This window comes from Flavobacterium sp. CF136, from assembly GCF_000282055.1.
Classification (GTDB): Bacteria; Bacteroidota; Bacteroidia; order Flavobacteriales; family Flavobacteriaceae; genus Flavobacterium.
This window is the reverse complement of sequence record NZ_AKJZ01000012.1, coordinates 15759-38701: the sequence shown is the minus strand read 5'-3', so window position 1 is coordinate 38701 and position 22943 is coordinate 15759. Positions and strand designations below refer to the sequence as shown.

Sequence of the window (22943 nt, the reverse complement as noted above, 5' to 3'; positions counted from 1 at the left end):
GAATCTTGGTTTATTTGGCAAAAGTGCCGATTCCAAATTATTAATACCAGTTATAATTAAATTTTTTCATGATTTGCCTTGATAAAATCAGTTACTAAATAACCAATTAATTTACCAATCAAATGATTGTTTGGCGAGTTGTCCAAATCCGGTGCTCCCTCGCAAATATGCAAATAAGCAGCGTTTCTGTGTTGTCCGAAAAACGAAATAAACTGACGTAATTGTTCAATTGAAAAACCACTGATTGTCATGGCACTGCTGGCAATATTCGGAATGGCGTCCAGATCAATTTCAATTCCAAACGAATCTGTTTTTATGAATTCCAAAGCAGCAACCATTTCTTTATTAAAGTCTTTTTCTTTACGGATATTGATACTGTCATAAGTGTTATAACGTACGCGGTCTTCGAGTTTTTTTATGATATCGAGAACACTTTTTGAAGTGTAATTTTCGTGTAAGCCAAAAATGAAATATTTTTTCAGGAAACCTTCTTCATATGCATAGGAGAAACCATTGCCGCTATGACGTCCTTCCAGAATTCTAAAATCAGAATGGGCATCAAAATTAATAGCATTTACGGGTTTTCCCTGGGCAAGGGCCGAACCTTTTATGTTTCCGTAAGCGTTATTATGGCCACCGCCGATTATAATAGGAGTTTTTCCCGCTTTGATTATAGTGAAAATAATATGCGAAACTTCTTTATCGATTTTTTCGACAAGCTGACTTAATTTTGACCGATCGTCAATATCATTGAAATCAAGATTCTCGACATCACGCATTTCTTCAGATACATTAATATGCCCTAATACAATAATCTGACTTCCTTTACTAAAGCGATTGTGTTGAATATTTGCAATGCTTTTTATGGCGGATTCCCAGGCAGAAGCAGTTCCGGGCCTTCCATAATTAGCCCGTACGCCAATATCTTCCGGAATACCCAAAAGCACGTATTTAGCATCACTTTCTTTTAGGAAATTAATTTTATCGGCTCCTTTAGGAATAATAATCATTTTCTCCCCAAATTTTATTTCGCCACTTCGGTGATTAGTGACTTTTGCCAAATCGTTAATAGTAAAAGGGATTAATTTATCCATAAAAAAAAATATTCTCCAAAAATAATATAATTGTGTTAACTTACGTTATTACCTTATATTAATTATTAAATTTGTTATTAAGAAAATTATTTAAAATATGGAAAACCCAAACAAAAACAACTCAAGCCTAAAGGCAGTTATCGCAGTTTTAGCAGTCCTACTAATTGGTAGTTTAGTGTACATTTTTAAACTTTCTTCTGATACTGATGTTGTAAAAACAGAACTTACAACAACTTTGACAGAAAAAGAATCCGTATTGAAAGATCTTCAGGAATTGAAAGCAACCTACGATGCTGCCATTGCTGAAAATACTTCAATGTCTGATGAATTAATTCAGGAAAGAGACAAAGTTGTGGCTTTGATGGATGACTTGAATAAATCCAAAGGAGATGTGTCTAAATTCAGATCTCAAGTGCAGGCAATGCAAGGTAAAATGAAAGTTTTAGTTGCAGAAAATGACGAATTGAAAAAACAAAATGGAGTTTTAACAGTTCAGAGAGACAGTACTATTGTTGTCTTGGGAGAATCTAAAAAATTCAATGAAGTTTTAGTTGGTCAAAACGAGGAGTTATCAAAAACAGTTGAAAAAGGAGCTAAATTATCTATTTTAAATACAAAAACTGCTGCTTACAAATTAAAAAGCTCAGGAAAACAAGTAGAAACGGACAAAGCCAGTCGTGCTGATGTTTTAAAAGTAAGCTTTACTATTGCTGAAAATCAAATCGCTAAATCTGGTGATAAAACGTATTATGTACAAGTTATTGATGCGAAAAACAATGTCTTAGGAGATAAGAAAACAGAAAGTTTTGGAGATAACTCTTTAACTTATAGTTTTAAAACAACTGTACAGTACGAAAACAAAACTGTAAATGTTTCTGAAGATTTACCTGGTAAAGATTTCGCTAAAGGAACTTACTTCATTAACATTTTTGATAATGACGAATTAGTTTCTAAAACTAGTTTTTCTTTAAGATAAGAAAGACATTTATTAAAAATAAAAAAGAGGAGTGTAAAACTCCTCTTTTTTATGCTAAAATTTTTCCTTCTACAAAAACATTTTCAATCAAATTACTCCCAAAAGCATAGGGAATTTGATAATAAGAAGAGATAGGTTTAGTCAGGATTAAATTGGCTTTTTTACCTTTTGTGATACTTCCGTGTGTTTCTGAAATTCCCATTGCATAGGCACCGTTTATAGTGGCTGCATTTATGGCTTCTTCAGGAGTCATTTTCATTTTGATGCAGGCAGTGGCAACAACAAAATTCATGTTTCCGGATGGAGTAGAACCGGGGTTGAAATCGGTTGCTAAGGCTAAAGGTAAACCTGCTTTTATCATTTCACGGGCAGGAGTGTAAGGGATGCTTAAAAAATAGGAACACGATGGCAGAGCAACAGGCATCGTTTCTGTGTTTTTTAAAGCTTCAATATCTTCAGGTTTCATGATTTCAAGATGATCGACGGAAAGGGCTTTAAATTTAACCCCAGCCTGAATTCCCCCAATAGAATTAAATTGGTTCACATGAATTTTCGGTTTTAAACCAAATTGAATTCCGGCTTCCATGATTTTTTCGGTTTCTTCTACAGAAAAATAGCCTGTTTCACAAAAGACATCTATATAATCTGCCAGTTTGTTTTTAGCAATTTCAGGAAGCATTTTGGTTATAATCTTATCAATATACGCCGCTTTATTTTCTTTATAATGCAGTGGAAAAGCATGAGCTCCCAAAAAAGTAGCTTTTATTGTAATTGGATAATTTTTTGCGAGTTTTTTAATAACGCGAAGCATTTTCAATTCTCCTTCTGTTGTTAATCCGTAACCTGATTTTATTTCAACTGCTCCGGTTCCCAAATTCATTACTTCCTCTAAGCGAAGCCTTGACTGCCCATAAATTTCCTCTTCAGAAGTTTCGTTTATTTTTTTTGCAGAATTTAGAATTCCGCCGCCGCGATTTGCAATTTCTTCGTATGAAAATCCGTTGATTCGGTCTACAAATTCCTGCTCGCGATTACCTGCGTATACAATATGGGTGTGGCTGTCACACCAGGAAGGTAAAATAATTCGGCCAGTTGCATCTATAATTTTATCAGCTTTGATTTCGGGAATATTTTTCATCGGTCCAAAATCAGTAATCAGATTATCTTTTATAACCAAAAAAGCGTTTTGTATGGTTGGAAGAATTGCCATTTCAGCCCCGGAAACTTTAGAAACAGACGTTTCACGTACCTGAAGCAGTTCTTTTATGTTTTTAATTAAAGTGATCATTTGAATAGATTTAAAACACAAATTTCACAAATTGACACTAATTAATTCGTGAAAATCTGTGAAATTCGTGTTGATTGGAATTTGAAAAATTTGAATTAATTCTTTTATTCTGAAACTGTTATTTCAAATAATGTGTCCCAATATTTTCCTGTTACAAAAATGGTTTTGGTTTTTGGATTGTAGGCAATTCCATTTAGAACATCTGCGTCAGTATTTTTAACGAATTTTTTTAATCCGGACATATTCAAAATTCCTTCAACTGCTCCAGAAGTTGGATTTACAACTGCAATAGCGTCTTTTTGCCAAACATTTGTATAGATTTTTCCGTTAATCCATTCTAATTCATTGATAGCTTTTATTTTTGATTCACCAGAATAAACATTGATATAATCTATCATTTTTTGAGTTGCCGGGTCCATTTTCCAGATTTTTTCTGTTTTGTCTGTTTGATAAATATATTTTCCGTCATTTGTCATTCCCCAACCTTCAATATCTTTATCATATGTAAAGGTTTTTTCCAATTTCAAAGTTTTAGCGTCATAAATAAAACCTGTTTTTTCCTGCCATGTTAACTGGAATAATTTTCCATTGATGAAAGTAATTCCTTCGCCAAAATATTTCGAATCCATATTTACTTGCTTAAAAATTTTCCCAGTTTTATAGTTGTACTTTCTTAAATAAGAAGATCCTTTTTGACCGGTATTCTCGTATAATGTATCATTATAAAATTCTAATCCTTCTGTAAAAGATTTTGTGTCGTGAGGGTATTTATTTACAATTTTGTATTTTAATAATTTAGGTTCAACGTTAGAAACCAGTTCTACACGTTTAGTAGCATCTGAAGAATCTCCACCAAAATATGCAGTCGCTTTTAGGTATTGATATCCTAATTTTTGGTCTTTTAACTCAAACTTGAATTTTTCGGCACCTTTTGTGCTTCCCACTTTTTTATCGTTTACAAAGTATACAATACTATCAATTTCTTTAGAATTTGGATTTAAAATTGCTATAGAAACGGCTTCGTTAGATGTAAAATGTGCAGGAAAAGTCGAATCATCGATCGTAAATAAAGAATTTTCACCTTTTTTAGCACCGTTGCAACCAATTAATGTGATTCCTAATAAAATGACAGCTAGGAAGTTATATTTTTTCATAGTTAAAATTTTGAATAAGCCAATATACGACGATATTTTTATAGCAACAAAGCTCTTGCAAAAATATAAAAAGATTGTATATTTGCACCGGCAAGTCCTACACGACCAGCTCCTGCAGACTCCCCCAGGATGGGAACATAGCAAGGGTACGTGGTTGAGCGGTGCGATGTAGGTCGCTTGCCATTTTTTATTTTATCGAAATTCTTTTAGAATTAATGCAAAAGTGGTCTTCCTTCGGGAGGATTTTTTTATTTTTGGACATTACTAAAACAATATAAATTTATAACCTGCACAATGAGCAAAGTCGTTTTAATTACCGGAGGATCATCAGGGATCGGAAAATCTATTGGAGAATTTTTACACCAAAAAGGGTTCGTTGTTTATGGAACCAGCAGAAATCCTGAGAAAGTACTTAATTCTGTTTTTCCTCTTGTTGCTTTGGATGTTCGAAATGTGGAGTCAATTAAAGCTGCGGTGACAAAAATTATTGCTACTACCGGACGACTTGATGTTGTGATCAATAATGCCGGTGTTGGAATTACGGGACCTTTGGAAGAAATTCCGATGGAAGAAATCAAGAATAATTTTGAAACTAATCTCTTTGGACCAATTGAGGTTATGAAAACAGTTCTGCCACAAATGCGTGAGCAAAAATCGGGTTTAATTATCAATATTACTTCTATCGCAGGTTATATGGGGTTGCCGTACAGAAGCGTTTATTCGGCTTCAAAAGGGGCGCTGGAATTGATTACTGAAGCATTGCGTATGGAAGTAAAATCTTTCGGAATAAATATTACCAATGTTGCACCAGGGGATTTTGCTACGAATATCGCTGCAGGACGTTATCATGCGCCGGTAATTTCCGGTTCTGCTTACGAAAAGGTGTATGGAGAAACGCTTTCTACAATGAATGAACATGTTGATGCCGGAAGTAATCCAAACGAAATGGCTGAAGCGATCTATAAAATCATACAGGCTAAAAAAACTAAGGTGCATTATAAAGTAGGTGTTTTTATGCAGAAATTTTCGATTGTATTAAAGCGGGTTCTTCCTGATACAGTATATGAAAAAATGTTAATGAATCATTATAAGCTTTAAAGAAAAGCTGAATTAATCACTTGATTTAAAATTATTAATTGTTATTGATATTCATTTTGTAATTTTGCACCGATTTTGCGTGAGGGATAAAAACGGCATCCTTTTGTTTTTTCTTTAAAAAACAAAAGATATAGTGAATAGCCCGACCCTTGGGTCACGCCCAAATTATGAACACAATTAAATTTAAATAAATATGAAATTTTTTATTGACACAGCTAATTTAGCTCAGATTAAAGAAGCACAGGCTTTAGGTGTTTTGGATGGTGTAACTACAAATCCGTCATTGATGGCGAAAGAAGGTATTACCGGAAAAAATAATATTTTGAAGCATTACGTTGACATTTGTAATCTTGTTGAAGGTGATGTGAGTGCTGAAGTTAATGCGCTGGATTATGACGGAATGATTAAAGAAGGTGAGGAGCTGGCTGACTTGCACGATCAAATCGTGGTGAAATTGCCAATGACGAAAGAAGGTGTTATGGCTGCTAAATATTTTTCTGATAAAGGAATTAAAACGAATGTAACTCTTGTGTTTTCTGCTGGACAGGCTTTATTGGCTGCAAAAGCGGGTGCAACTTATGTTTCTCCGTTTATTGGTCGTCTGGATGATGTTTCTACTGATGGTTTGAACCTGATCCAGGAGATTAGAGAAATCTATGATAACTATGGTTATGAGACTCAAATTTTAGCTGCTTCTGTACGTCATACAATGCATATTGTAAATTGCGCTAAAATTGGTGCTGATGTTATGACAGGACCTCTTTCTGCTATTTACGGTTTATTAAAGCACCCATTAACAGATATTGGATTGGCACAATTTGTTGCTGATTTTGAGAAAGGTAATAAGTAATTTTTACTGAATAATGATTTAAAAACGCTGTTTTTCTATAATGAGAAACAGCGTTTTTTTGAATAAAAAAAGTCCCCTATTACATTTTTTGAAATAGGTGACTTTTTGTTTTTCGGAAGATTTTTAATGCCCTCCGCCTTCGCTTATTACATGGCTTACACCTTGTCTTTTTAATATTTTAGGACAGTAGAAACCATAAAATGCTAAATATGCAAAACCAAGAAGCGGTACAATGTATGAGAAGTGTGTATAAGTGATGCCTAATATTCCGTTTGGATCTGTGGCGTCTAAATCACAGATACTCCCCTGGACAAGCGGAATTACACCACCACCAAGAATCATCATAATTAAGAAAGAGGAAGCTTTTCCTGTATTTTTACCTAAACCGGCAATCGCTAAATCGAAAATTGATGGCCACATGATCGATAAGAACAATCCACCTGAAATAAAGAAGAATTTAGCAATTTCTGTGTCTGGACATACTAATCCCATTACCATCATTAATAAACCGGATACTCCGAAAAGCATTAATGTTTTTCCTGCATTTTTTCCACCAATGAAACTAATTGCTATAAACAGTAAGATCCAAAATGGGTAGATGTAAAATGAAGAAACGTCGTGTGCAGCAAAAATGTTAGCTCCAATAATTACTCCAAAAGCTAAAGCCGGAACAATAAATTTAAGAGCAGTGTTTACTAAGTTTGATGTATTGAAAACATTCACTCCGCCATTCCAGCGACCAATCATTAAACTTCCCCAATAAAGTGCAATAAATGGAGAAATCGCGTCTTCGAGGATACTGCCAAATTCTTTTGTTTTTAGTAATGCCGGTAAATTACTGATGATAGTAACTTCTGTTCCAACATAAATAAAGATTCCTAACATTCCTAAATATAACTGTGGATAGTCCAGAATATTGAATTTTGCATGTTTATGTTCAATTTTAGCTTCTTCTTCATCTATTTTTGCCGGGTCTTCAATTTTAGAAAAGTACATGAAAACTGCAACAAGTATAAAAGCAAGTCCTAAAATGATAAATGGTAATTTGATATCTTCCAGAGAAAGACTGGTTTTTTTGTTGTCTCCCATTCCGAACAGGGCAATTCCAAGTAAGATTGCGCCAATTGTTGTTCCGAAAGAGTTAACACCTCCTGCCAAAGTTAAACGGTGGGCTCCGGTTGTTGGACTTCCCATTTTGATAGCAAGCGGATTAGCAACAATCTGCTGAATAGAAAATCCTAAACCTACAGTAAATAAAGCTGTTAGAAAGAAAGGAAAGCTTTCCATTGTTGCTGCAGGAACGAATAAAAATGAGCCAACTGCAGAAAGAATTAATCCTGCTGATAGTGTTTTTTTATATCCGAATTTTTGTAAAACATCTGATTTTAGTGATACTAAAAAAAAGATAATTGATCCTACAAAGTAAGCTGCATAAAAGGCCCATGCAACTAATTGTGACTGTACCTGAGATAATGTAAATACTTTTTTGAACACCGGAATAAGGATGTCATTGGCTGAGCCAACAAAACCCCAAAAGAAGAAGACTATTATCAAAGAGATAAATTGTCCCCATTTGGTTTGAACATTTTCTGAATTCATAATTAAGGTTAATTTTTTTGTTTATTGTTTTTTTGAAGTGCGTAAATATATTTGTTACATTTTTCAAAAAAAAATAAAAGAACACAAATAATTTTAAAATTAAACAAACAACACAAATTTTTCAACAAAGTGTCGTTTTTTTTTATAATTATGAAGCTTTCAGGGGCAAATAAGCTACTCTAAAATTTTATTTTTTACCTCTTTGCTGTAATTTCTTCCAATAGGAATGATATGATTTAGAATTTGAATTCTGTTTCCTTCAATTGATTTTACTTTGTTAAGAGCGATTACATACGATTTGTGAATGCGTAAAAACTTATCATTAGGCAATTCTTCCGATAATGAGGTAAGCGATTTGTGGGTAATGTATGTTTTGTCCGGGGTAACTACTTTTATATATTCTTTCATTCCTTCGACAAATAAGATTTCTTCAATATTAATCTTCATCATTTTTTTATCTACTTTAATAAAAATATGTGAATCACCCTTGGAAGCTTCTGTTTTAATATTGTTTTTTAAATTGTATTCGGTTGTAATTTTGTTAATGCATTTAATGAATCTTGGTAAGGGAATAGGCTTTACCAAATAATCTAAAACATCAAGATCATAGCTTTCGGCAGCAAATTCCCTAAAGGCGGTTGTTATGATGACTTTAGTTTTGTTTTCGATTAAACTAATTAATTCAAATCCTGTCATCATAGGCATATTGATGTCTAAAAAGACTGCATCAACAGGTGTGCTGTTTATAAAATCAAGCGCCTCTAAAGAATTATTGAATGTGGCAATAACTTCAAAGTCAGTGAAATTGGTGAAATAATTCTGCAAGACTTTGATAGCCAGAGGCTCATCATCAATCAACACGCATTTAATCTTCATTATGAATAGGTATTTGCAAACGGATTATATAGTAATTTAGCTTTGTTTTGTGTTCCAGACTAAAATTATTTCTGTAAATTAATTTTAATCTTTTCTTGGTATTGACCAGGCCAATTCCACTTTTTGGATTAAGGTTTTGTGAAATTACAAAATTATTCAGGATTTCAAAATGCAGGAATTTATTATCAATAACCTTACAATTGATTTTAATTTTTAAATTTTTATTATTTAATCCTCCATGCTTAAAAGTGTTTTCAACTAATGAAATAAATATTAAAGGAGGCACTTTGATATCTTCAATATTTGATTCTAAGTTAATGGTAACTTCCACATTCTCAAAGCGAAGTTTTTCAATTTCAATATAATTCTGAATGTAATCAATTTCTTTTATCAGAGGTACAAATTTGGTTCCTTTTATATCGTATAGTACATATTCCATCAGGTTTGATAACTTAATAATTACATCCGGAACCTTATCGGAAGATTCTAGTGATAATGCGTATAAATTATTTAATGTATTGAAGAAAAAGTGAGGCTGAATTTGATTTTCAAGATATTTTAATTTGATTTTAAATTGATTTTCCCTCAATGATCTGTTTCTTTCGCGCTCACGCAACCATGTTAAAGTAAGATAAACAGACGATGCCATAGCTAAGACATATAATTCACCAATGCAAACTGCTACAATATGATTAATTTCAAACGGATGATATTCCCGATTGGCTTCCGGCCAGATATTCTCGGATATAAGATAATAAGTCAGAGCTGTTTTTAATAAATAGATTCCAAAAAGACTTATAAGCAAAGCAATAGTATACTGAATATATTTTTGTTTCAGGACATAACGAGGTACCAGAATAAAAAGATTAAAATATACTAAAGGGATGTGCAATGAAAATTCAATTAAGTTGGATTTGAATGAATACGGGTAATCATTGAAGTAAGCGCCCCATCTTAAAAAGTTCAATGTAAAATAACCTCCCCAGAACCAAATATGATTTTGAAGTTTAATGTCAAAGTTCAGTTTTTGAATTTCGCTCAATTTAGTTACGTTTTAGACGTATTAATGGAAGGTTTAAATTTATATGCAACTTTAAACAATTAGTTGGTAAAACACAATTTTTTTGAATAAAATTTTAAATAAAAGAACATTTGATATATTTTTTTATTTAAAAAACGTTTTCGTAAAACGTATTATTGATTGTTTTATGTCGTTGGTTTAAAATTTAAAGCAGTTTGTATAAATTATTTTTTTTAACAATACCTTAAGAATAAATTTACACCATAACTAACAAAAATAAATAAACATGAAAAAATTTTTCTTAATCTTTATGATTGTTTTTACGGCGCAGGTTTCGCTTGCCCAGGTAAAAAGTGTCAAGGGAGTGATTACAGATTCTGATGGGATGCCGTTACCAGGGGCATCTGTTGCTGTACAAGGAGGTCAAAGAGGTACGACTACCGATTTTGACGGCTTGTATGCAATTGAAGTGCAAAAAGGACAAACTTTAGTTTTTACTTATGTAGGTCTTGAAACACAATCAATAGTTGTAGGGGATGCTGCTACAATTAATGTTAAAATGATACAGGCAGCATCAAATGCATTGAACGAAGTTGTGGTAACTTCATTAGGTATCAAGAAAACAAGAAAGTCTTTGACTTATGCAGCTCAAGAGCTTAAAGGAGAAGAGTTAACCCGTGTAAAAGATGCTAACGTTATTAATACTATCGCTGGTAAAATTGCAGGTGTTGCTGTAACGAAAAGTGCAGGAGGTACCGGAGGTTCTACAAAAGTGATTATTAGGGGTAATTCATCAGTTTCAAACAGCCAGCCATTATATGTAATTGATGGTATCCCGATGCTGAATTCAGGTTCAGGTCAACCGAATGACTCATTTGGTAGTTTGTCTGGGGGTAATCGTGATGGTGGAGATGTTGTATCTTTAATAAATCCTGACGATTACGAAGGAATGACGGTTCTTAAAGGAGCAGCAGCTTCAGTATTATATGGATCTCAGGGAGCTAATGGTGTAATTTTACTTTCTTCCAAAAAAGCAAAAAGCGGAAAAGCAAATATTTCGGCTTCTTCAGTTACTACTTTCGAGGAAGCGGCTTACATGCCTAAATTTCAAACAGATTACATTGCTGCTCCAGGCGCTGATGAGTCCTGGGGAGCTAAACAAAAATCAACAGATCACGTAAAAGATTTCTTTAATACAGGAACTACTCAGATTACTTCAGTTGGATATTCAATTGGTTCTGAAAATTCTTCTACAGGATTCTCTTATGCCAATACATCTGCTACAGGAATTATTCCAGGGAACAGTTTAAAGAAAAATAACTTTGGGATTAGACAAGCAGCTAAATTCTTTGATGATAAATTGACTTTTGCCGCCAATGCAAATTATACTTCACAAACAATTGCAAATAAACCGGTAAACGGATTTTATTTTAATCCATTAACAGGAGTTTATTTAATGCCAAGAGGAAACGATTTTGATTATTACAAAAATAATTTTGAGGTTTTTGATTCTTCAAGAAATTTAATGGCTCAAAACTGGATGACTAATAGAGATATTATGCAAAATCCATACTGGGCAATCAACAGAAATAAATCAGAAGATAAAAATGATTTTTTCAATGGAGCTTTGTCACTTACTTATAAAGTGAATAATTGGTTAAGTATTGCTTCCAGATATAGTTATAATAGGGTAACAAGTAATTTTGATAAAAAAATATATGCTACAACTCAAGGTACTCTTTCAAATATTAATGGTAGATATATCAATGAGAACTCTCTAAGCACACAACGTTATGGAGATTTAATTGCTACCATAAATACAAAATTTGGTTCTGATTTTAGTTTTAATGCTAACATTGGTACTAGTATTAACAATACACTAATAAATCAAAAAACAATTTTAGATTCAGGTATTGGAGGTGGATTAAAATATGCAAACTGGTTTACATTGCATAATTTTAATAATAACGATGGTAATTATCAAACTATTGATTCTCAAAGAGAAATTCAATCTGTATTTGCTGCTACAACATTTGGTTATAAAGATATGCTATTCTTAGATCTTGCAGGAAGAAATGACTGGTCGTCTACATTAGTAAATACAGGTACGCCAAGTTACTTTTATCCTTCAGTTGGTGTAACAGCACTTATTAGTGAAATGGCAACTTTGCCTGAGTGGATTAATTATGGTAAAGTTCGTGCTACTTACGCACAAGTAGGTAATGATATTTATCCTTATATAAGTATTCCGTCTAATTATTACCTTCCGGGAACCGGAACAAAATATAATCCTGTTGCAGGTCCAAAAGAGGGAACAACTTTGAAACCAGAACTTAAATCAGAATATGAATTCGGTACAGAATGGAGAATGTTTAATAACAGATTAAGTTTTGAGGTATCTTATTATAATTCAGAAACCAAAAATCAATATTTGCAAGTTGTAGCACCGGTTGGAAATAAGGAAGGTGTTGATTTTTATAGTATTAATGCAGGAAGTATTGAAAATAAAGGTTTTGAAGTTGTGTTAAATGCCGGAATTATCAGAGGAGATAAATTTTCATGGGATTCAGCTGTTAACTTTTCACAAAATAAGAATAAAGTAAAAGAAATCCCTACTGAATTAGGAGGAAGAGTTAATTTAACTGAAGCAGGTGTAAATAGTTACAGATATGCTTTGGTTGAAGGCAAGCCATATGGTGTAATTGAAGGGATCAACTTTAAAAAAGATGCACAAGGAAGAATTTTATTAAATGATGACGGTACAATTCAAAGAACAGATTTTGAAGAAGTAGGGAATTCAAATCCGGATTTTATGTTAGGTTTTTCTAACTCTTTCAAATTTGGTTCTTTCTTTGCCAATGTATTAATTGATGGCCGTTTCGGTGGTGATGTAATGAGTTTAACAGAAGCACAGAATGATTCGTTTGGAGTATCTAAAGCAACAGGCGACGCAAGAAATGCAGGAGGAGTTAAAATAAATGCTGTTAAACCGGATGGAACGACAGTTACTACTATGGATGCTCAATCTTATTATTCTCAGGTTGGCGGAAGAGCTGGAATTACTGGAGAATATGTTTATAAAGCGACAAACGTAAGTGTGAGAGAAGTTTCTGTTGGGTATACTTTTAATCCTAAATTATTGCCATTTATTCAAACAGCAAGTGTTTCGTTAATTGCCAGAAACTTATTCTTTATCTACAAAGATGCCCCTTTTGATCCAAATATTGCATTAAGTACCGGGCAAGGTTTACAAGGAGTAGATATTTATGGTTTACCATCTACCAGAAGTATCGGTCTTAATTTAAACGTAACTTTCTAATACTAAAAACATGAAACTATATAAAATAACAAAAGCGGCTATCTGCATGTCATTACTTGCTGCAGTAGGTTGTACAGATAATTTTGAGGAAATTAATACCAATCCAAATGGTATCACACCAGAATTATTTGAACAGGATTTTAATCACATTAAAGGAGGATTTGCTCCAATGTTTAATAATATTCAGGTCTTAACTCCGGAATGGGTTTATCAATTACAACAAGGACTAAATTGTGATATCTGGTCCGGGTATATGGCTACTCCGACAGGTTTTGCCGGAGGTATAAATAATACAACTTATTCATTAGTTGATGGTTGGAATGGATTTATTTGGGATTATGGATATAAAAATGTAATGTTTAATGCATACGATATTGCAAATAAATCTAAAGGTAAATATGATCAATTCTATGCTTTATCATTGATTTTGAAAGTTGAAGGCATGCACAGAATGACTGATACTTTTGGACCAATAATATATTCTCAATTTGGTACATCAGATGCAACTATTGGTTATGATTCTCAGGAAGAAGTGTACAACCTGATGTTTAGTGAATTAGATATTGCTGTAACCGAATTAACAAAAAGAGTAGATGCAGCTGAGCCATCAACTTTTGTTTCAACAGATATGTCCGGATACAAAGGAGATTACAAGGCCTGGGTTAAATTTGCCAATACACTGCGTTTAAGATTAGCTATGCGTATCGTTAAAGTTAATCCGGCACTGGCAAAAACAGAAGCTGAAAAAGCTGTTGCACAAAAGTTTGGTGTCTTTACTACAAATGCCGATTTATTTAAAATTGTATCTCCGGTTTATACAAACCCAATTGCAACAATTAGTGATTCCTGGTTAGATATTCGTATGTCAGCTGATATGGAATCAATTTTGGGTGGATATCAAGATCCAAGATTATCAACTTATTTTGATACTTCTGCTCAATTTCCAGGAGAATACAAAGGTGTTCGTACAGGTATCAATATTGCGGCAAAATCAGATCATCAGGATTTTTCAGGAATTGGGGCTGTTGTCAGATCCAAAGAAATTGTCTTAATGACTACTGCTGAAGCCTACTTTTTAAGAGCTGAAGGAGCATTAAGAGGATGGAATATGAATGGTACAGCTCAGGAATTATATGAAGCTGGTATTAAAGCTTCATTTGATCAGCGTGGTGTTTCAGGGGCATCTGGATATATAGCGGATAATGTAAAAACTCCAAAGAATTATGTAGATCCTGTTTTAATAATAGATGATAAAGGAGATGTGACTTATGATGGAGCACAAAATAATGCAGTTGCCGTTAATAATGTAACAGTTGCCTGGGATGCAGCTGCAACTAATGAAGTTAAATTGCAAAAAATTATTACTCAAAAATGGATTGCCGGTTTCCCGGAAGGCCAGGAAGCATGGTCTGATTACAGAAGAACAGGATACCCTAAATTATTCCCTGTACTTAAAAATTACAGTGGCGGAACAATTACTACTCAATTTGGTGTACGAAGAATAAATTTTGTACAATCAGAAAAAGCTGGAAATTCCGGTGGTGTAGCTACAGGAGTTGCAAAATTAGGTGGCCCGGATAATGGTGGAACCAGAGTTTGGTGGGATACTACCGGAGCTAACTTCTAATAAAATAAGCAAAGATTAAAAACAATATAAGTGTGGTTTGTAAATGGTATAGGCGGTGCAAATTGCCTATGCCATTACTTAAAAAACTTATCTTTATAATACTATAAAAAGAAAAAAATGAAAAGTGCTTTAGAAATAAAACCTGATATCAGCTATAAAAGTGCAGGGAAATTTGAAGAAACCAGGTTCGAAAAAATTCACAATGAAATCTTCAAAAATTCGGCAGAAGCTTCAGTAATTGTAGCTCATGAAATTGCTCAGTTAATTAGATCTAAACAAGAAAAAAATAAATCTTGTGTATTAGGTTTGGCAACAGGTTCTTCTCCTGTAAAAGTATATGAGGAATTGGTTAGAATGCACAGAGAAGAAGGACTGAGTTTTAGTAATGTAATCACTTTTAATCTGGATGAATATTATCCAATGACCAAAGAGAACAATCAGAGCTACCACTATTTCATGCACCAGCATCTTTTTAATCATATTGATATCAACCCTGAAAATATAAATATTCCGGATGGTACAATAGCTATTGATGAATTGAATCAATATTGCATTGATTACGAAATGAATATTAAAAACGCTGGAGGCCTTGATTTTCAATTATTAGGAATTGGTCGTACAGGTCACGTAGGTTTCAACGAACCAGGATCGCATATTAATTCCGGTACACGTATTATTACACTGGATCACATTACAAGAGTAGATGCTTCTTCAGATTTTAATGGTATAGATAACGTTCCCAAAAGAGCAATTACCATGGGAGTTTCGACCATTATGAGATCTAAGAGAATTGTATTAATGGCCTGGGGGCAAAACAAAGCCGATATCATCAAAAGAACCATTCAGGGTGATATCAGTTCTGAAGTTCCTGCTACATTTTTACAAAATCACCCAAATGCAACTTTCGTTTTAGATCAGTCTGCCGCTTCTGAATTAACCCGTTTTAAAACGCCCTGGTTAGTTGGAGAATGTATCTGGACACAGGAATTAAAAAGCAAAGCAATTGTTTGGTTATGCCAAAAGACAAAACAATCAATATTAAAATTAACAGACCGTGATTACAATAATAACGGAATGTCAGATCTATTGGCACTGGAAGGTTCTGCTTATGACTTGAATATCAATATGTTCAATGTATTGCAGCATACGATTACAGGATGGCCAGGCGGAAAACCAAATACTGACGATTCATTCCGTCCGGAAAGAGCCAATCCTGCTAAAAAAAGAGTGATTCTTTTTAGTCCACACCCTGATGATGACGTGATTTCTATGGGAGGAACTTTTTCAAAATTGATAAAACAAGGGCATGATGTACACGTTGTATACCAAACCTCCGGAAATATTGCTGTTACTGATGATGAAGCATTAAAATTTGCCGAAGTAGGTAACGATTTTGTTGGTGATGTAGAGAGCAAAATAAATTTTAAATCTGTAATTAAATTTCTGAATAACAAATCAGAAGATCAGGTAGATTCTTTGGAAGTCCGAAAATTAAAAGGACTTATCAGAAGAAGGGAATCGTATGCCGCTACAAGATATATTGGATTAAAAGATGAAAATACTCATTTTTTAGATCTTCCTTTTTATGAAACAGGACAAGTTAAGAAAAATCCGTTAGGTCCCGAAGATATTGCTATCGTAAAGGATATTATCGCCAAAATAAAACCACATCAGGTATTTGCTGCAGGAGATCTTGCCGATCCGCACGGAACGCATGAAGTTTGTCTCAATGCAATATTTGCTGCAATGAAAGAACTTAAGCCACAGTCTTATATGAATGATTGCTGGTTATGGTTGTACCGAGGAGCGTGGCACGAATGGGACATTCACGAAATTGATATGGCTGTTCCGTTAAGTCCATCAGAAGTATTACTGAAACGCCATGCAATTTTGTACCATCAATCTCAAAAAGACAGGGTTATGTTTCAGGGCAATGATTCAAGGGAATTCTGGGTTAGGGCAGAAGACCGTAATAAAAATACAGCCATTTTATATGATGATTTAGGTTTGGCAGAATACGAAGCGATTGAGGCTTTTAAACGTTTTGATTATTAAGATTATTTATTAAGATTCGGTTTAGAAACCGATCAAATTTCAAAATTCAGATTGATCCATAACGATAGTGGGGAGTCAATAGAGATCTTTCTGGATTTTATTTATATTATTAATGTTATTTCAGGATAACATTTTATCAACCAACATAAAATGAAATATATATTAGTCCTACTATTAGCAGGTTTAACATCTAATGCTCAAATTCAAAAAGAGCAATTAAATCTTATGCCATGGCCTCAGAATATTGTTTTAAACGATGGGAGCTTTGCTTTGACTAAAAATTTTAAAGTAAATATTACAGGAAATCCAAATCCGAGAATTTTTGGAGGTGTCACTCGTTTTTTAAGACGATTAGATGGTAGAACCGGTATTTTTTTCGAACAGGGTTTTATTACAAAACTAAACGAAGTTCCGGATGCTGTACTTCAAATAAACTGTACAAAAAGTGGAAAGATTGGTTTGTATGAAGATGAAAGCTATCATTTAGATATTAAACAAAAGCAAATTACAATAAATGCTACCAGCGATTTAGGCGCTTTGCATGGTCTTGAAACCTTATTGCAAATGCTGCAAAATAATAGTACGTCATTTTATTTTCCGAACTCACAAATTTCAGATTTTCCAAGATTTACCTGGAGAGGATTAATGATAGATGCTTCAAGACATTTTCAGCCTGTAGATGTGATTAAAAGGAATATTGACGGATTGGCTGCTATGAAAATGAATGTTTTTCACTGGCATTTGGTTGATGATCAGGGTTGGAGAATCGAAATGAAAAAACATCCAAAACTAATTGAATTAGCTTCAGATGGACAATATTACACACAAGAGGAAATTAAAAATATCGTAAAATACGCTGATGAGCGCGGAATTTTAATTGTTCCGGAAATAGATGTTCCCGGTCACGGATCTGCTATTTTAACAGCTTATCCTGAAATTGGAAGTAAAGTGATTACACTGACAGGTGGAACTTCTGAAAAAAATATTCAGGGAACGGCAATTGCGACCTATGGAGTTGAAAGAAATGCCGGTATTTTTTCACCAACATTAGATCCTTCAAATCCTAAAACATACCAATTATTGAGTGAGCTTTTTGATGAGGTTTGTCCTTTGTTTCCGGGTGCATATTTTCATATCGGGGGAGATGAAAACGAAGGAAAAGACTGGGATGCCAATCCTAAAATTCAGGAGTTTAAAAAGAAAAATAAGTTAGCTACAAATCATGAACTGCAAACTTATTTTACCATGCAGTTGATTCCAATGCTTAAAAAACATGGTAAGCAATTAATGGGTTGGGAAGAAATTTTGACAAAAAATATGTCAAAAGAAGCTATTATTCATTCCTGGAGAGGACCAAACGAAGGAGTGGCTGCAGGTAAGTCATTATTAGACGCAGTTAAAAAAGGTTATAAAACAGTATTGTCAAACGGATATTATCTTGATTTGATGTATCCGGTTGAAAGCCATTATCTGAATGATCCAATGCCAAAAGGCGCTAATTTAACAACGGAAGAAAAGGCAAGAATCCTGGGTGGAGAAGCAACAATGTGGACAGAACTTGTATCATCAACGACAATAGATTCAAGACTTTGGCCAAGAACAGCTGCAATTGCTGAAAGGCTTTGGTCTGCAGAAAATATTACAGATGTGGCTAATATGCGTAAACGTCTTGAAACCGTTTCTTTTAGATTAGAAGAATTAGGTTTGACACATATTAGTAACAAAGCGGTAATCCTTAGAAATATTGTAAATAATCAAAATATTGAGGACATTAATGATTTCTCTAATATTTGCGAACCCTTAAAAGGATATTCACGAAATAAGGACGGAACCGAATATCAGATGTATTCTCCGCTCACACTTTTTGCAGATGCCTGTACTCCGGACGCCAAAGATGCATTGGCTTTTGATGACGCCGTAAATCAATATTTAGCGAATAAAACTCTTGAAAATAAGGAAAAAGTTGCCGCATTTTTCAACAAATGGATTGTCATAAATAAAGGTTTGATTGCGCTAAGTGCCAATGCGCCTTTAGTACAGCCCATTTTGCCTTTGGCTAAAAAATTAAGCAATGTATCGCAAGAGTTATTGCTTGTTTTAGATAATAAATCAACTTTAAAAACAACCGATTTAAAAAGTCTGATTGAACAATGCAATACAAAAGACCATGCCGATGTTGAGCTGGCGGTTTATGCAAGCTTAAAGAAATTAATATAGTTGAGTAAGTGTAGTTTAAGTTAAATTGTGATTATTAGAAGTGGTTTTATCTCTGCCGGAGAATTAATCTGGCAGGGATAATTAAGACCAAATTAAGTCCGTTAAAAATGTTTTAAAAATAAGGAAATAAAAAATTGGGACGGTTAAAATTGAGTTTGGTTATTTATGTTTTAATCTGATTTATATTTCCTAAATGTATCGATTTTAGGTAATTTGTTATTTGGTTTTTGCTTAAAGGAGAGCATTATGAACCTGGCAAGAAATTGTCAGGTTTTTTTAATTAATGCATGCCGCCCAATGAAAAATTTGCAGCACAAGTTCCAAAACCAATTACAAAGGCAATCACAGCATATAAAATAATTTTCAAGGATAATTTTTTATCATCGGATATAAATATTAAACGCACAATACCAAATAAAAAAGCGATTACGCTCATAAAAGCAATTATTGCCCCCGCAAAAACTAAAAACTCTCCCATTATTTTGAATTTAATATATTGATTTATAATGTTTTTTAAGAATGATTTTAATTATGTTTTTGAATTACAGATTATTTAAAATCACTACACATGTTCCAAATCCTATTACAGCAATGACTATTGGAACCAATAGAAGTGTTAAAAAAACTTTTTTATTTCCTTTACCCGAAATTAAGCCAATCAGACCAATAAAAAACATTACCGCAAGAATGAATCCAAGAAATATTAAAAAGCCCATGATTTAATCGTTTTAAAAATTAAACATTCAATTCTTCTCGTATTTGATCAATTTTATGATCTCTGTAAAATAGGTTCATTGTTTCAAAAGGAATGATTTTCATTTTATCACTTACAATATGAACACATGATTTTTTTACCGCCCTGACATCAAAATCATGAGCATCCATAAAATTCATAATCAAAATTCGAAACAAGTTGTTATAATTTAATGTATCTGATTGAACCCTTGGCAAACAGCACATTAATTCATTAAATTCACCTTCTGCACAATCAACAGAAATGCCGGTACTGAATAAATTCAGCATATGGGTTTTTAGTTTTTCATCATGCTCAAAAACAATGGTGTTTTTAGAGTTATTCAATAAATCTTCAGGGTTTATCAAATGCGTCATCGGGAAAACTTCCCCATCAATTTTCAATGCATAAGCCATACACAAAGCATCCGGATTACAAGGAACCGGAATTAAATCCTGTGGTGTAAAAAGAGGATATTGCTCATAAATTTTTCTGCGTACTTCAGTCAGGGTTATTCTTCCTGAAAAATCATCGTAATTGTCATTTCTTCCGGCAACTTGTGTAGGCTGAAACGTAACACCGCGAACACATTTTTGCTGTAAGGCATATTCAATTATTTTTCCAATTTCATCATCATTTTCTCCTTTCTGGAGCGTAATCACTAATGTAGTCGAAATATTAAACTGATTAAGATGTTCGATTGCTTTTTTGCGAACTTCCGTTAAATCCTCACCGCGGAGTTTTTGTAACACTTCGGGTTTAAAACTGTCAAATTGCAGATAAATTTCAAAGTCAGGCATGTATGTGGCCAGTGTTTCTACAAATTTGATGTCTTTTGCAATTCGGATACCGTTTGTATTTAACATTAAATGCTTGATAGGCTTACTTTTGGCAATATCCAGAATTTTAAAAAACTCAGGATGTACTGTTGGTTCGCCTCCCGAAATCTGAACCACATCCGGCTCGCCTTCATTCGCCACAACTGTGTCAAACATTTTTTCAATTTCTTCAAGAGTACGATGTCTTCCGTAGTTGGGAGCTGAATTGGCATAACAGGTTGGACAGGCTAAATTGCAGCGATCCGTAACTTCTACAATGGTTAAACACGAATGCTGTTCGTGATCTGTACACAATCCACAGTCATAAGGACAGCCGTAATGCACTTTTGTATTGAATTTTAAAGGCATTTCAGATTGTTTATTGTAATTACGCAATTGCTTATAATAATTGACGTCATCAGCAATCATAGACTTTGTTTCGCCATGTGTTTTACAATGTTTCAGCATCCAGACCTTGTCATCCTGAAATACAATTTTAGTATCTACAAGTGCCAGACAGTGATGGCATAAACTTTTAGTGTAATCGTAAAATATATAATCGCGGGTTTTCATTAGAATTAATTTATGGTGTAAATTAAGAATTTATTTATTTTTAAAGGCAAACATTCTGAAAAGAAATTTCCAGTAATAACCAAAAATAAAAATCGAACTCCATTGTATACTGCTTAAATTAAGAAATAAAGGTTCGTAAGGTTTTATAAATTCGACTAAAAAGCGAAATAAAAAATATAAAACCATAAAGAGTTTAAATCGATCGCCATTAATCAGCGTTTTATTTTTTATGCTTTGAAAAAAGATAAAAAGTAAGATCATAAATAGCATTTCATACAGCGCAATAGGATGTCTTAGCAGTCCATCACCTAAATTCATTCCGGTAAAAAAGGTAGTTTCGTTACCATAAGTTGGTTCAGCAATTCCCATGGAAAAACACCCAATTCGACCAATAAATAAAGCTGCAATAATTGGAATCACATATAAATCCCCGGAGGCTATTTTTACGCCAATGATTTTTTTAATGATTTCAACACCAAATAATCCTCCCAGAAATCCTCCTGCTACGGTTTTATTTTGATAGAAAGTTAGAAAAGTCTGATTGGCAATTTGTGAAGGGTTTTCTAATAAAGCAATTACTCTCGATCCAATCAAAGCACCAATCATGGCGCCAATCATAATAATTAAACGATTAGTGTCCGATATAGGATCGTCTGTTCTTTTTTTTAGAAAATAATAGATTCTTATGCCAACAAAAAAAGCTAAAGTTTCAAATATAAAATGCCAGTAAAAGGTTTTTTCAAAGATTTCAAATTGAAAAGGAAATGTCATTTAATTAGGATTTTTAACGAATATAGGTAAATCTATTTAAAGATTTCTAAACTAATTTTTAAGTACTTTTGAATTCTAAATTATTCTATTAAATTTCATGAAAAAACTAATCAGTCTTATAGTTTTAGTCTTAATTTTTACTTCTTGCTCAGGTCAAACAAAATTTGGAAATCCGGAAGTTGACCCGATTCAGATTCAAAATAAATTTATGGACTGGTGGACGTATCAAAGCAAAAATATTATGCTTTCAAGAGATTTTACAGCGCTTGATCTTCTTTCAAAAGAAATTTCAAAAGAATCATTTTTGGATCAATTGGTTAACGGAAATTTTATTCCAATCCGATTAAAATCAGCTGATTCAATTTACTGTTACAAGCTGTTTAAAATCCAGCCCAAATCAGATACCAGTATAAAAGCCACAATCAATCAAATTGCTTTTGACGCCCTTAAAAACTATAAAATGGAAGGCACGGTTTTTCCTAAATTTTCCTTTAAAGATTTGAATGGAAATGTAGTTTCAAACGAAACAATGAAAGGCAAAATCATTGTTGTAAAATGCTGGTATATTCACTGTGCCGCTTGTATCAAAGAATTTCCGCAGGTAAATCATTTAGTGGAAGAATATAAAGATCGAAAAGATATTCTTTTCATAAGTCTCGCCGAAGATACTCCCGAACAATTAAAAGCATTTTTAATTAGAAAACCATTGTCATATTCAGTGATTCCAAACCTGAAAGTGTATATGAACGAGACTTTAGATTTGAATGCTTTTCCAACGCATTTTATCCTGAATAAAGAAGGCATAATAACCAAAGTAGTCAATGATTTTGAAAGTTTAGACGTTGCTTTGGAGAAAGAAAGTAAATTGTGATTT

At 33.3% G+C, this 22943-nt stretch carries 18 protein-coding genes and 1 other RNA gene; 9 read left to right on the top strand and 10 right to left on the bottom strand.

The window, feature by feature from the left end; genetic code table 11:
- Positions 1–56: 56 nt before the first annotated feature.
- Positions 57–1094, bottom strand: coding sequence for a formimidoylglutamase (locus tag PMI10_RS05110; protein ID WP_007805286.1), 1038 nt, complete (start codon positions 1092–1094; stop codon positions 57–59).
- Positions 1095–1191: 97 nt separating this feature from the next.
- On the opposite strand from PMI10_RS05110, the gene PMI10_RS05105 reads away from it, so the two are divergent.
- Positions 1192–2070 (top strand): hypothetical protein, encoded by an 879-nt coding sequence (locus PMI10_RS05105; RefSeq protein WP_007805284.1) that lies wholly within the window; start codon positions 1192–1194, stop codon positions 2068–2070.
- 49 nt (positions 2071–2119) lie between these two features.
- On the opposite strand, the gene hutI is transcribed toward PMI10_RS05105, so the two are convergent.
- Positions 2120–3358 (bottom strand): imidazolonepropionase, encoded by a 1239-nt coding sequence (gene hutI, locus PMI10_RS05100; protein WP_007805282.1) that lies wholly within the window; start codon positions 3356–3358, stop codon positions 2120–2122.
- Positions 3359–3462: 104 nt separating this feature from the next.
- A complete protein-coding gene (locus tag PMI10_RS05095) occupies positions 3463–4512 on the bottom strand; it encodes a glutaminyl-peptide cyclotransferase (protein WP_007805280.1) in 1050 nt (349 codons plus the stop codon).
- 88 nt (positions 4513–4600) lie between these two features.
- Between PMI10_RS05095 and ffs the strand changes: the two genes are divergently transcribed.
- From ffs to fsa, 3 genes are all read left to right on the top strand, one after another.
- Positions 4601–4698, top strand: an RNA gene (ffs, locus tag PMI10_RS21570) — signal recognition particle sRNA small type.
- Between the two features lie 108 nt (positions 4699–4806).
- The gene (locus PMI10_RS05090) at positions 4807–5610 is read left to right on the top strand and encodes an SDR family oxidoreductase (RefSeq protein WP_007805277.1); all 804 of its coding nucleotides are present in this window, start codon (positions 4807–4809) and stop codon (positions 5608–5610) included.
- A gap of 193 nt (positions 5611–5803) precedes the next feature.
- Entirely contained in the window at positions 5804–6460 is a 657-nt protein-coding gene (gene fsa / locus PMI10_RS05085) for a fructose-6-phosphate aldolase (RefSeq protein ID WP_007805275.1), read from the top strand.
- A 123-nt stretch (positions 6461–6583) separates the two neighbouring features.
- Here fsa and PMI10_RS05080 read toward each other — a convergent pair whose 3' ends face one another.
- The 3 genes from PMI10_RS05080 to PMI10_RS05070 all read right to left on the bottom strand — a co-directional run bounded on the left by PMI10_RS05080 (position 6584) and on the right by PMI10_RS05070 (position 9977).
- A complete protein-coding gene (locus tag PMI10_RS05080; protein WP_007805272.1) occupies positions 6584–8059 on the bottom strand; it encodes an MFS transporter in 1476 nt (491 codons plus the stop codon).
- Between the two features lie 174 nt (positions 8060–8233).
- The gene (locus PMI10_RS05075) at positions 8234–8935 is read right to left on the bottom strand and encodes a LytR/AlgR family response regulator transcription factor (RefSeq protein WP_007805270.1); all 702 of its coding nucleotides are present in this window, start codon (positions 8933–8935) and stop codon (positions 8234–8236) included.
- Positions 8925–9977, bottom strand: coding sequence for a sensor histidine kinase (locus PMI10_RS05070; RefSeq protein WP_007805268.1), 1053 nt, complete (start codon positions 9975–9977; stop codon positions 8925–8927). Before PMI10_RS05070 ends, PMI10_RS05075 begins: the two co-directional genes overlap by 11 nt.
- A 265-nt stretch (positions 9978–10242) precedes the next feature.
- Here PMI10_RS05070 and PMI10_RS05065 point away from each other — a divergent pair, with 265 nt between their 5' ends.
- From PMI10_RS05065 to PMI10_RS05050, 4 genes are all read left to right on the top strand, one after another.
- A complete protein-coding gene (locus tag PMI10_RS05065; RefSeq protein WP_007805266.1) occupies positions 10243–13275 on the top strand; it encodes a SusC/RagA family TonB-linked outer membrane protein in 3033 nt (1010 codons plus the stop codon).
- Between the two features lie 10 nt (positions 13276–13285).
- A complete protein-coding gene (locus PMI10_RS05060) occupies positions 13286–14902 on the top strand; it encodes a RagB/SusD family nutrient uptake outer membrane protein (RefSeq protein WP_007805264.1) in 1617 nt (538 codons plus the stop codon).
- Between the two features lie 117 nt (positions 14903–15019).
- Positions 15020–16957 carry a glucosamine-6-phosphate deaminase gene (gene nagB, locus PMI10_RS05055; RefSeq protein WP_007805262.1) on the top strand — a complete coding sequence of 646 codons (1938 nt, stop codon included), beginning with the start codon at positions 15020–15022 and terminating at the stop codon, positions 16955–16957.
- A 150-nt stretch (positions 16958–17107) separates the two neighbouring features.
- Entirely contained in the window at positions 17108–19174 is a 2067-nt protein-coding gene (locus tag PMI10_RS05050) for a beta-N-acetylhexosaminidase (RefSeq protein ID WP_007805260.1), read from the top strand.
- 280 nt (positions 19175–19454) lie between these two features.
- Here PMI10_RS05050 and PMI10_RS05045 read toward each other — a convergent pair whose 3' ends face one another.
- From PMI10_RS05045 to PMI10_RS05030, 4 genes are all read right to left on the bottom strand, one after another.
- Positions 19455–19652 carry a hypothetical protein gene (locus tag PMI10_RS05045; RefSeq protein ID WP_007805259.1) on the bottom strand — a complete coding sequence of 66 codons (198 nt, stop codon included), beginning with the start codon at positions 19650–19652 and terminating at the stop codon, positions 19455–19457.
- A 64-nt stretch (positions 19653–19716) separates the two neighbouring features.
- Positions 19717–19890: a hypothetical protein gene (locus PMI10_RS22010; protein ID WP_157489717.1), complete on the bottom strand. Its 174-nt coding sequence runs from the start codon at positions 19888–19890 to the stop codon at positions 19717–19719.
- 19 nt (positions 19891–19909) lie between these two features.
- Positions 19910–21298: a radical SAM protein gene (locus tag PMI10_RS05035; RefSeq protein WP_007805253.1), complete on the bottom strand. Its 1389-nt coding sequence runs from the start codon at positions 21296–21298 to the stop codon at positions 19910–19912.
- Between the two features lie 30 nt (positions 21299–21328).
- Positions 21329–22069 carry a prolipoprotein diacylglyceryl transferase gene (locus tag PMI10_RS05030; protein WP_007805251.1) on the bottom strand — a complete coding sequence of 247 codons (741 nt, stop codon included), beginning with the start codon at positions 22067–22069 and terminating at the stop codon, positions 21329–21331.
- 97 nt (positions 22070–22166) lie between these two features.
- On the opposite strand from PMI10_RS05030, the gene PMI10_RS05025 reads away from it, so the two are divergent.
- Positions 22167–22940: a TlpA family protein disulfide reductase gene (locus PMI10_RS05025; RefSeq protein ID WP_007805249.1), complete on the top strand. Its 774-nt coding sequence runs from the start codon at positions 22167–22169 to the stop codon at positions 22938–22940.
- The last annotated feature ends 3 nt before the right edge of the window (positions 22941–22943 follow it).

Excerpts from the sequence above, each read along its gene's own strand:
- PMI10_RS05035 (WP_007805253.1), bottom strand. The coding sequence starts at position 21,298 with ATGAAAACCCGCGATTATATATTTTACGATTACACTAAAAGTTTATGC.
- PMI10_RS05045 (WP_007805259.1), bottom strand. The coding sequence starts at position 19,652 with ATGGGAGAGTTTTTAGTTTTTGCGGGGGCAATAATTGCTTTTATGAGC.
- PMI10_RS05030 (WP_007805251.1), bottom strand. The coding sequence starts at position 22,069 with ATGACATTTCCTTTTCAATTTGAAATCTTTGAAAAAACCTTTTACTGG.
- PMI10_RS05080 (WP_007805272.1), bottom strand. The coding sequence starts at position 8,059 with ATGAATTCAGAAAATGTTCAAACCAAATGGGGACAATTTATCTCTTTG.
- PMI10_RS22010 (WP_157489717.1), bottom strand. The coding sequence starts at position 19,890 with ATGGGCTTTTTAATATTTCTTGGATTCATTCTTGCGGTAATGTTTTTT.
- PMI10_RS05090 (WP_007805277.1), top strand. The coding sequence starts at position 4,807 with ATGAGCAAAGTCGTTTTAATTACCGGAGGATCATCAGGGATCGGAAAA.
- hutI (WP_007805282.1), bottom strand. The coding sequence starts at position 3,358 with ATGATCACTTTAATTAAAAACATAAAAGAACTGCTTCAGGTACGTGAA.
- PMI10_RS05075 (WP_007805270.1), bottom strand. The coding sequence starts at position 8,935 with ATGAAGATTAAATGCGTGTTGATTGATGATGAGCCTCTGGCTATCAAA.
- PMI10_RS05065 (WP_007805266.1), top strand. The coding sequence starts at position 10,243 with ATGAAAAAATTTTTCTTAATCTTTATGATTGTTTTTACGGCGCAGGTT.
- PMI10_RS05060 (WP_007805264.1), top strand. The coding sequence starts at position 13,286 with ATGAAACTATATAAAATAACAAAAGCGGCTATCTGCATGTCATTACTT.
- nagB (WP_007805262.1), top strand. The coding sequence starts at position 15,020 with ATGAAAAGTGCTTTAGAAATAAAACCTGATATCAGCTATAAAAGTGCA.
- PMI10_RS05025 (WP_007805249.1), top strand. The coding sequence starts at position 22,167 with ATGAAAAAACTAATCAGTCTTATAGTTTTAGTCTTAATTTTTACTTCT.
- PMI10_RS05110 (WP_007805286.1), bottom strand. The coding sequence starts at position 1,094 with ATGGATAAATTAATCCCTTTTACTATTAACGATTTGGCAAAAGTCACT.
- PMI10_RS05050 (WP_007805260.1), top strand. The coding sequence starts at position 17,108 with ATGAAATATATATTAGTCCTACTATTAGCAGGTTTAACATCTAATGCT.
- fsa (WP_007805275.1), top strand. The coding sequence starts at position 5,804 with ATGAAATTTTTTATTGACACAGCTAATTTAGCTCAGATTAAAGAAGCA.
- PMI10_RS05105 (WP_007805284.1), top strand. The coding sequence starts at position 1,192 with ATGGAAAACCCAAACAAAAACAACTCAAGCCTAAAGGCAGTTATCGCA.
- PMI10_RS05095 (WP_007805280.1), bottom strand. The coding sequence starts at position 4,512 with ATGAAAAAATATAACTTCCTAGCTGTCATTTTATTAGGAATCACATTA.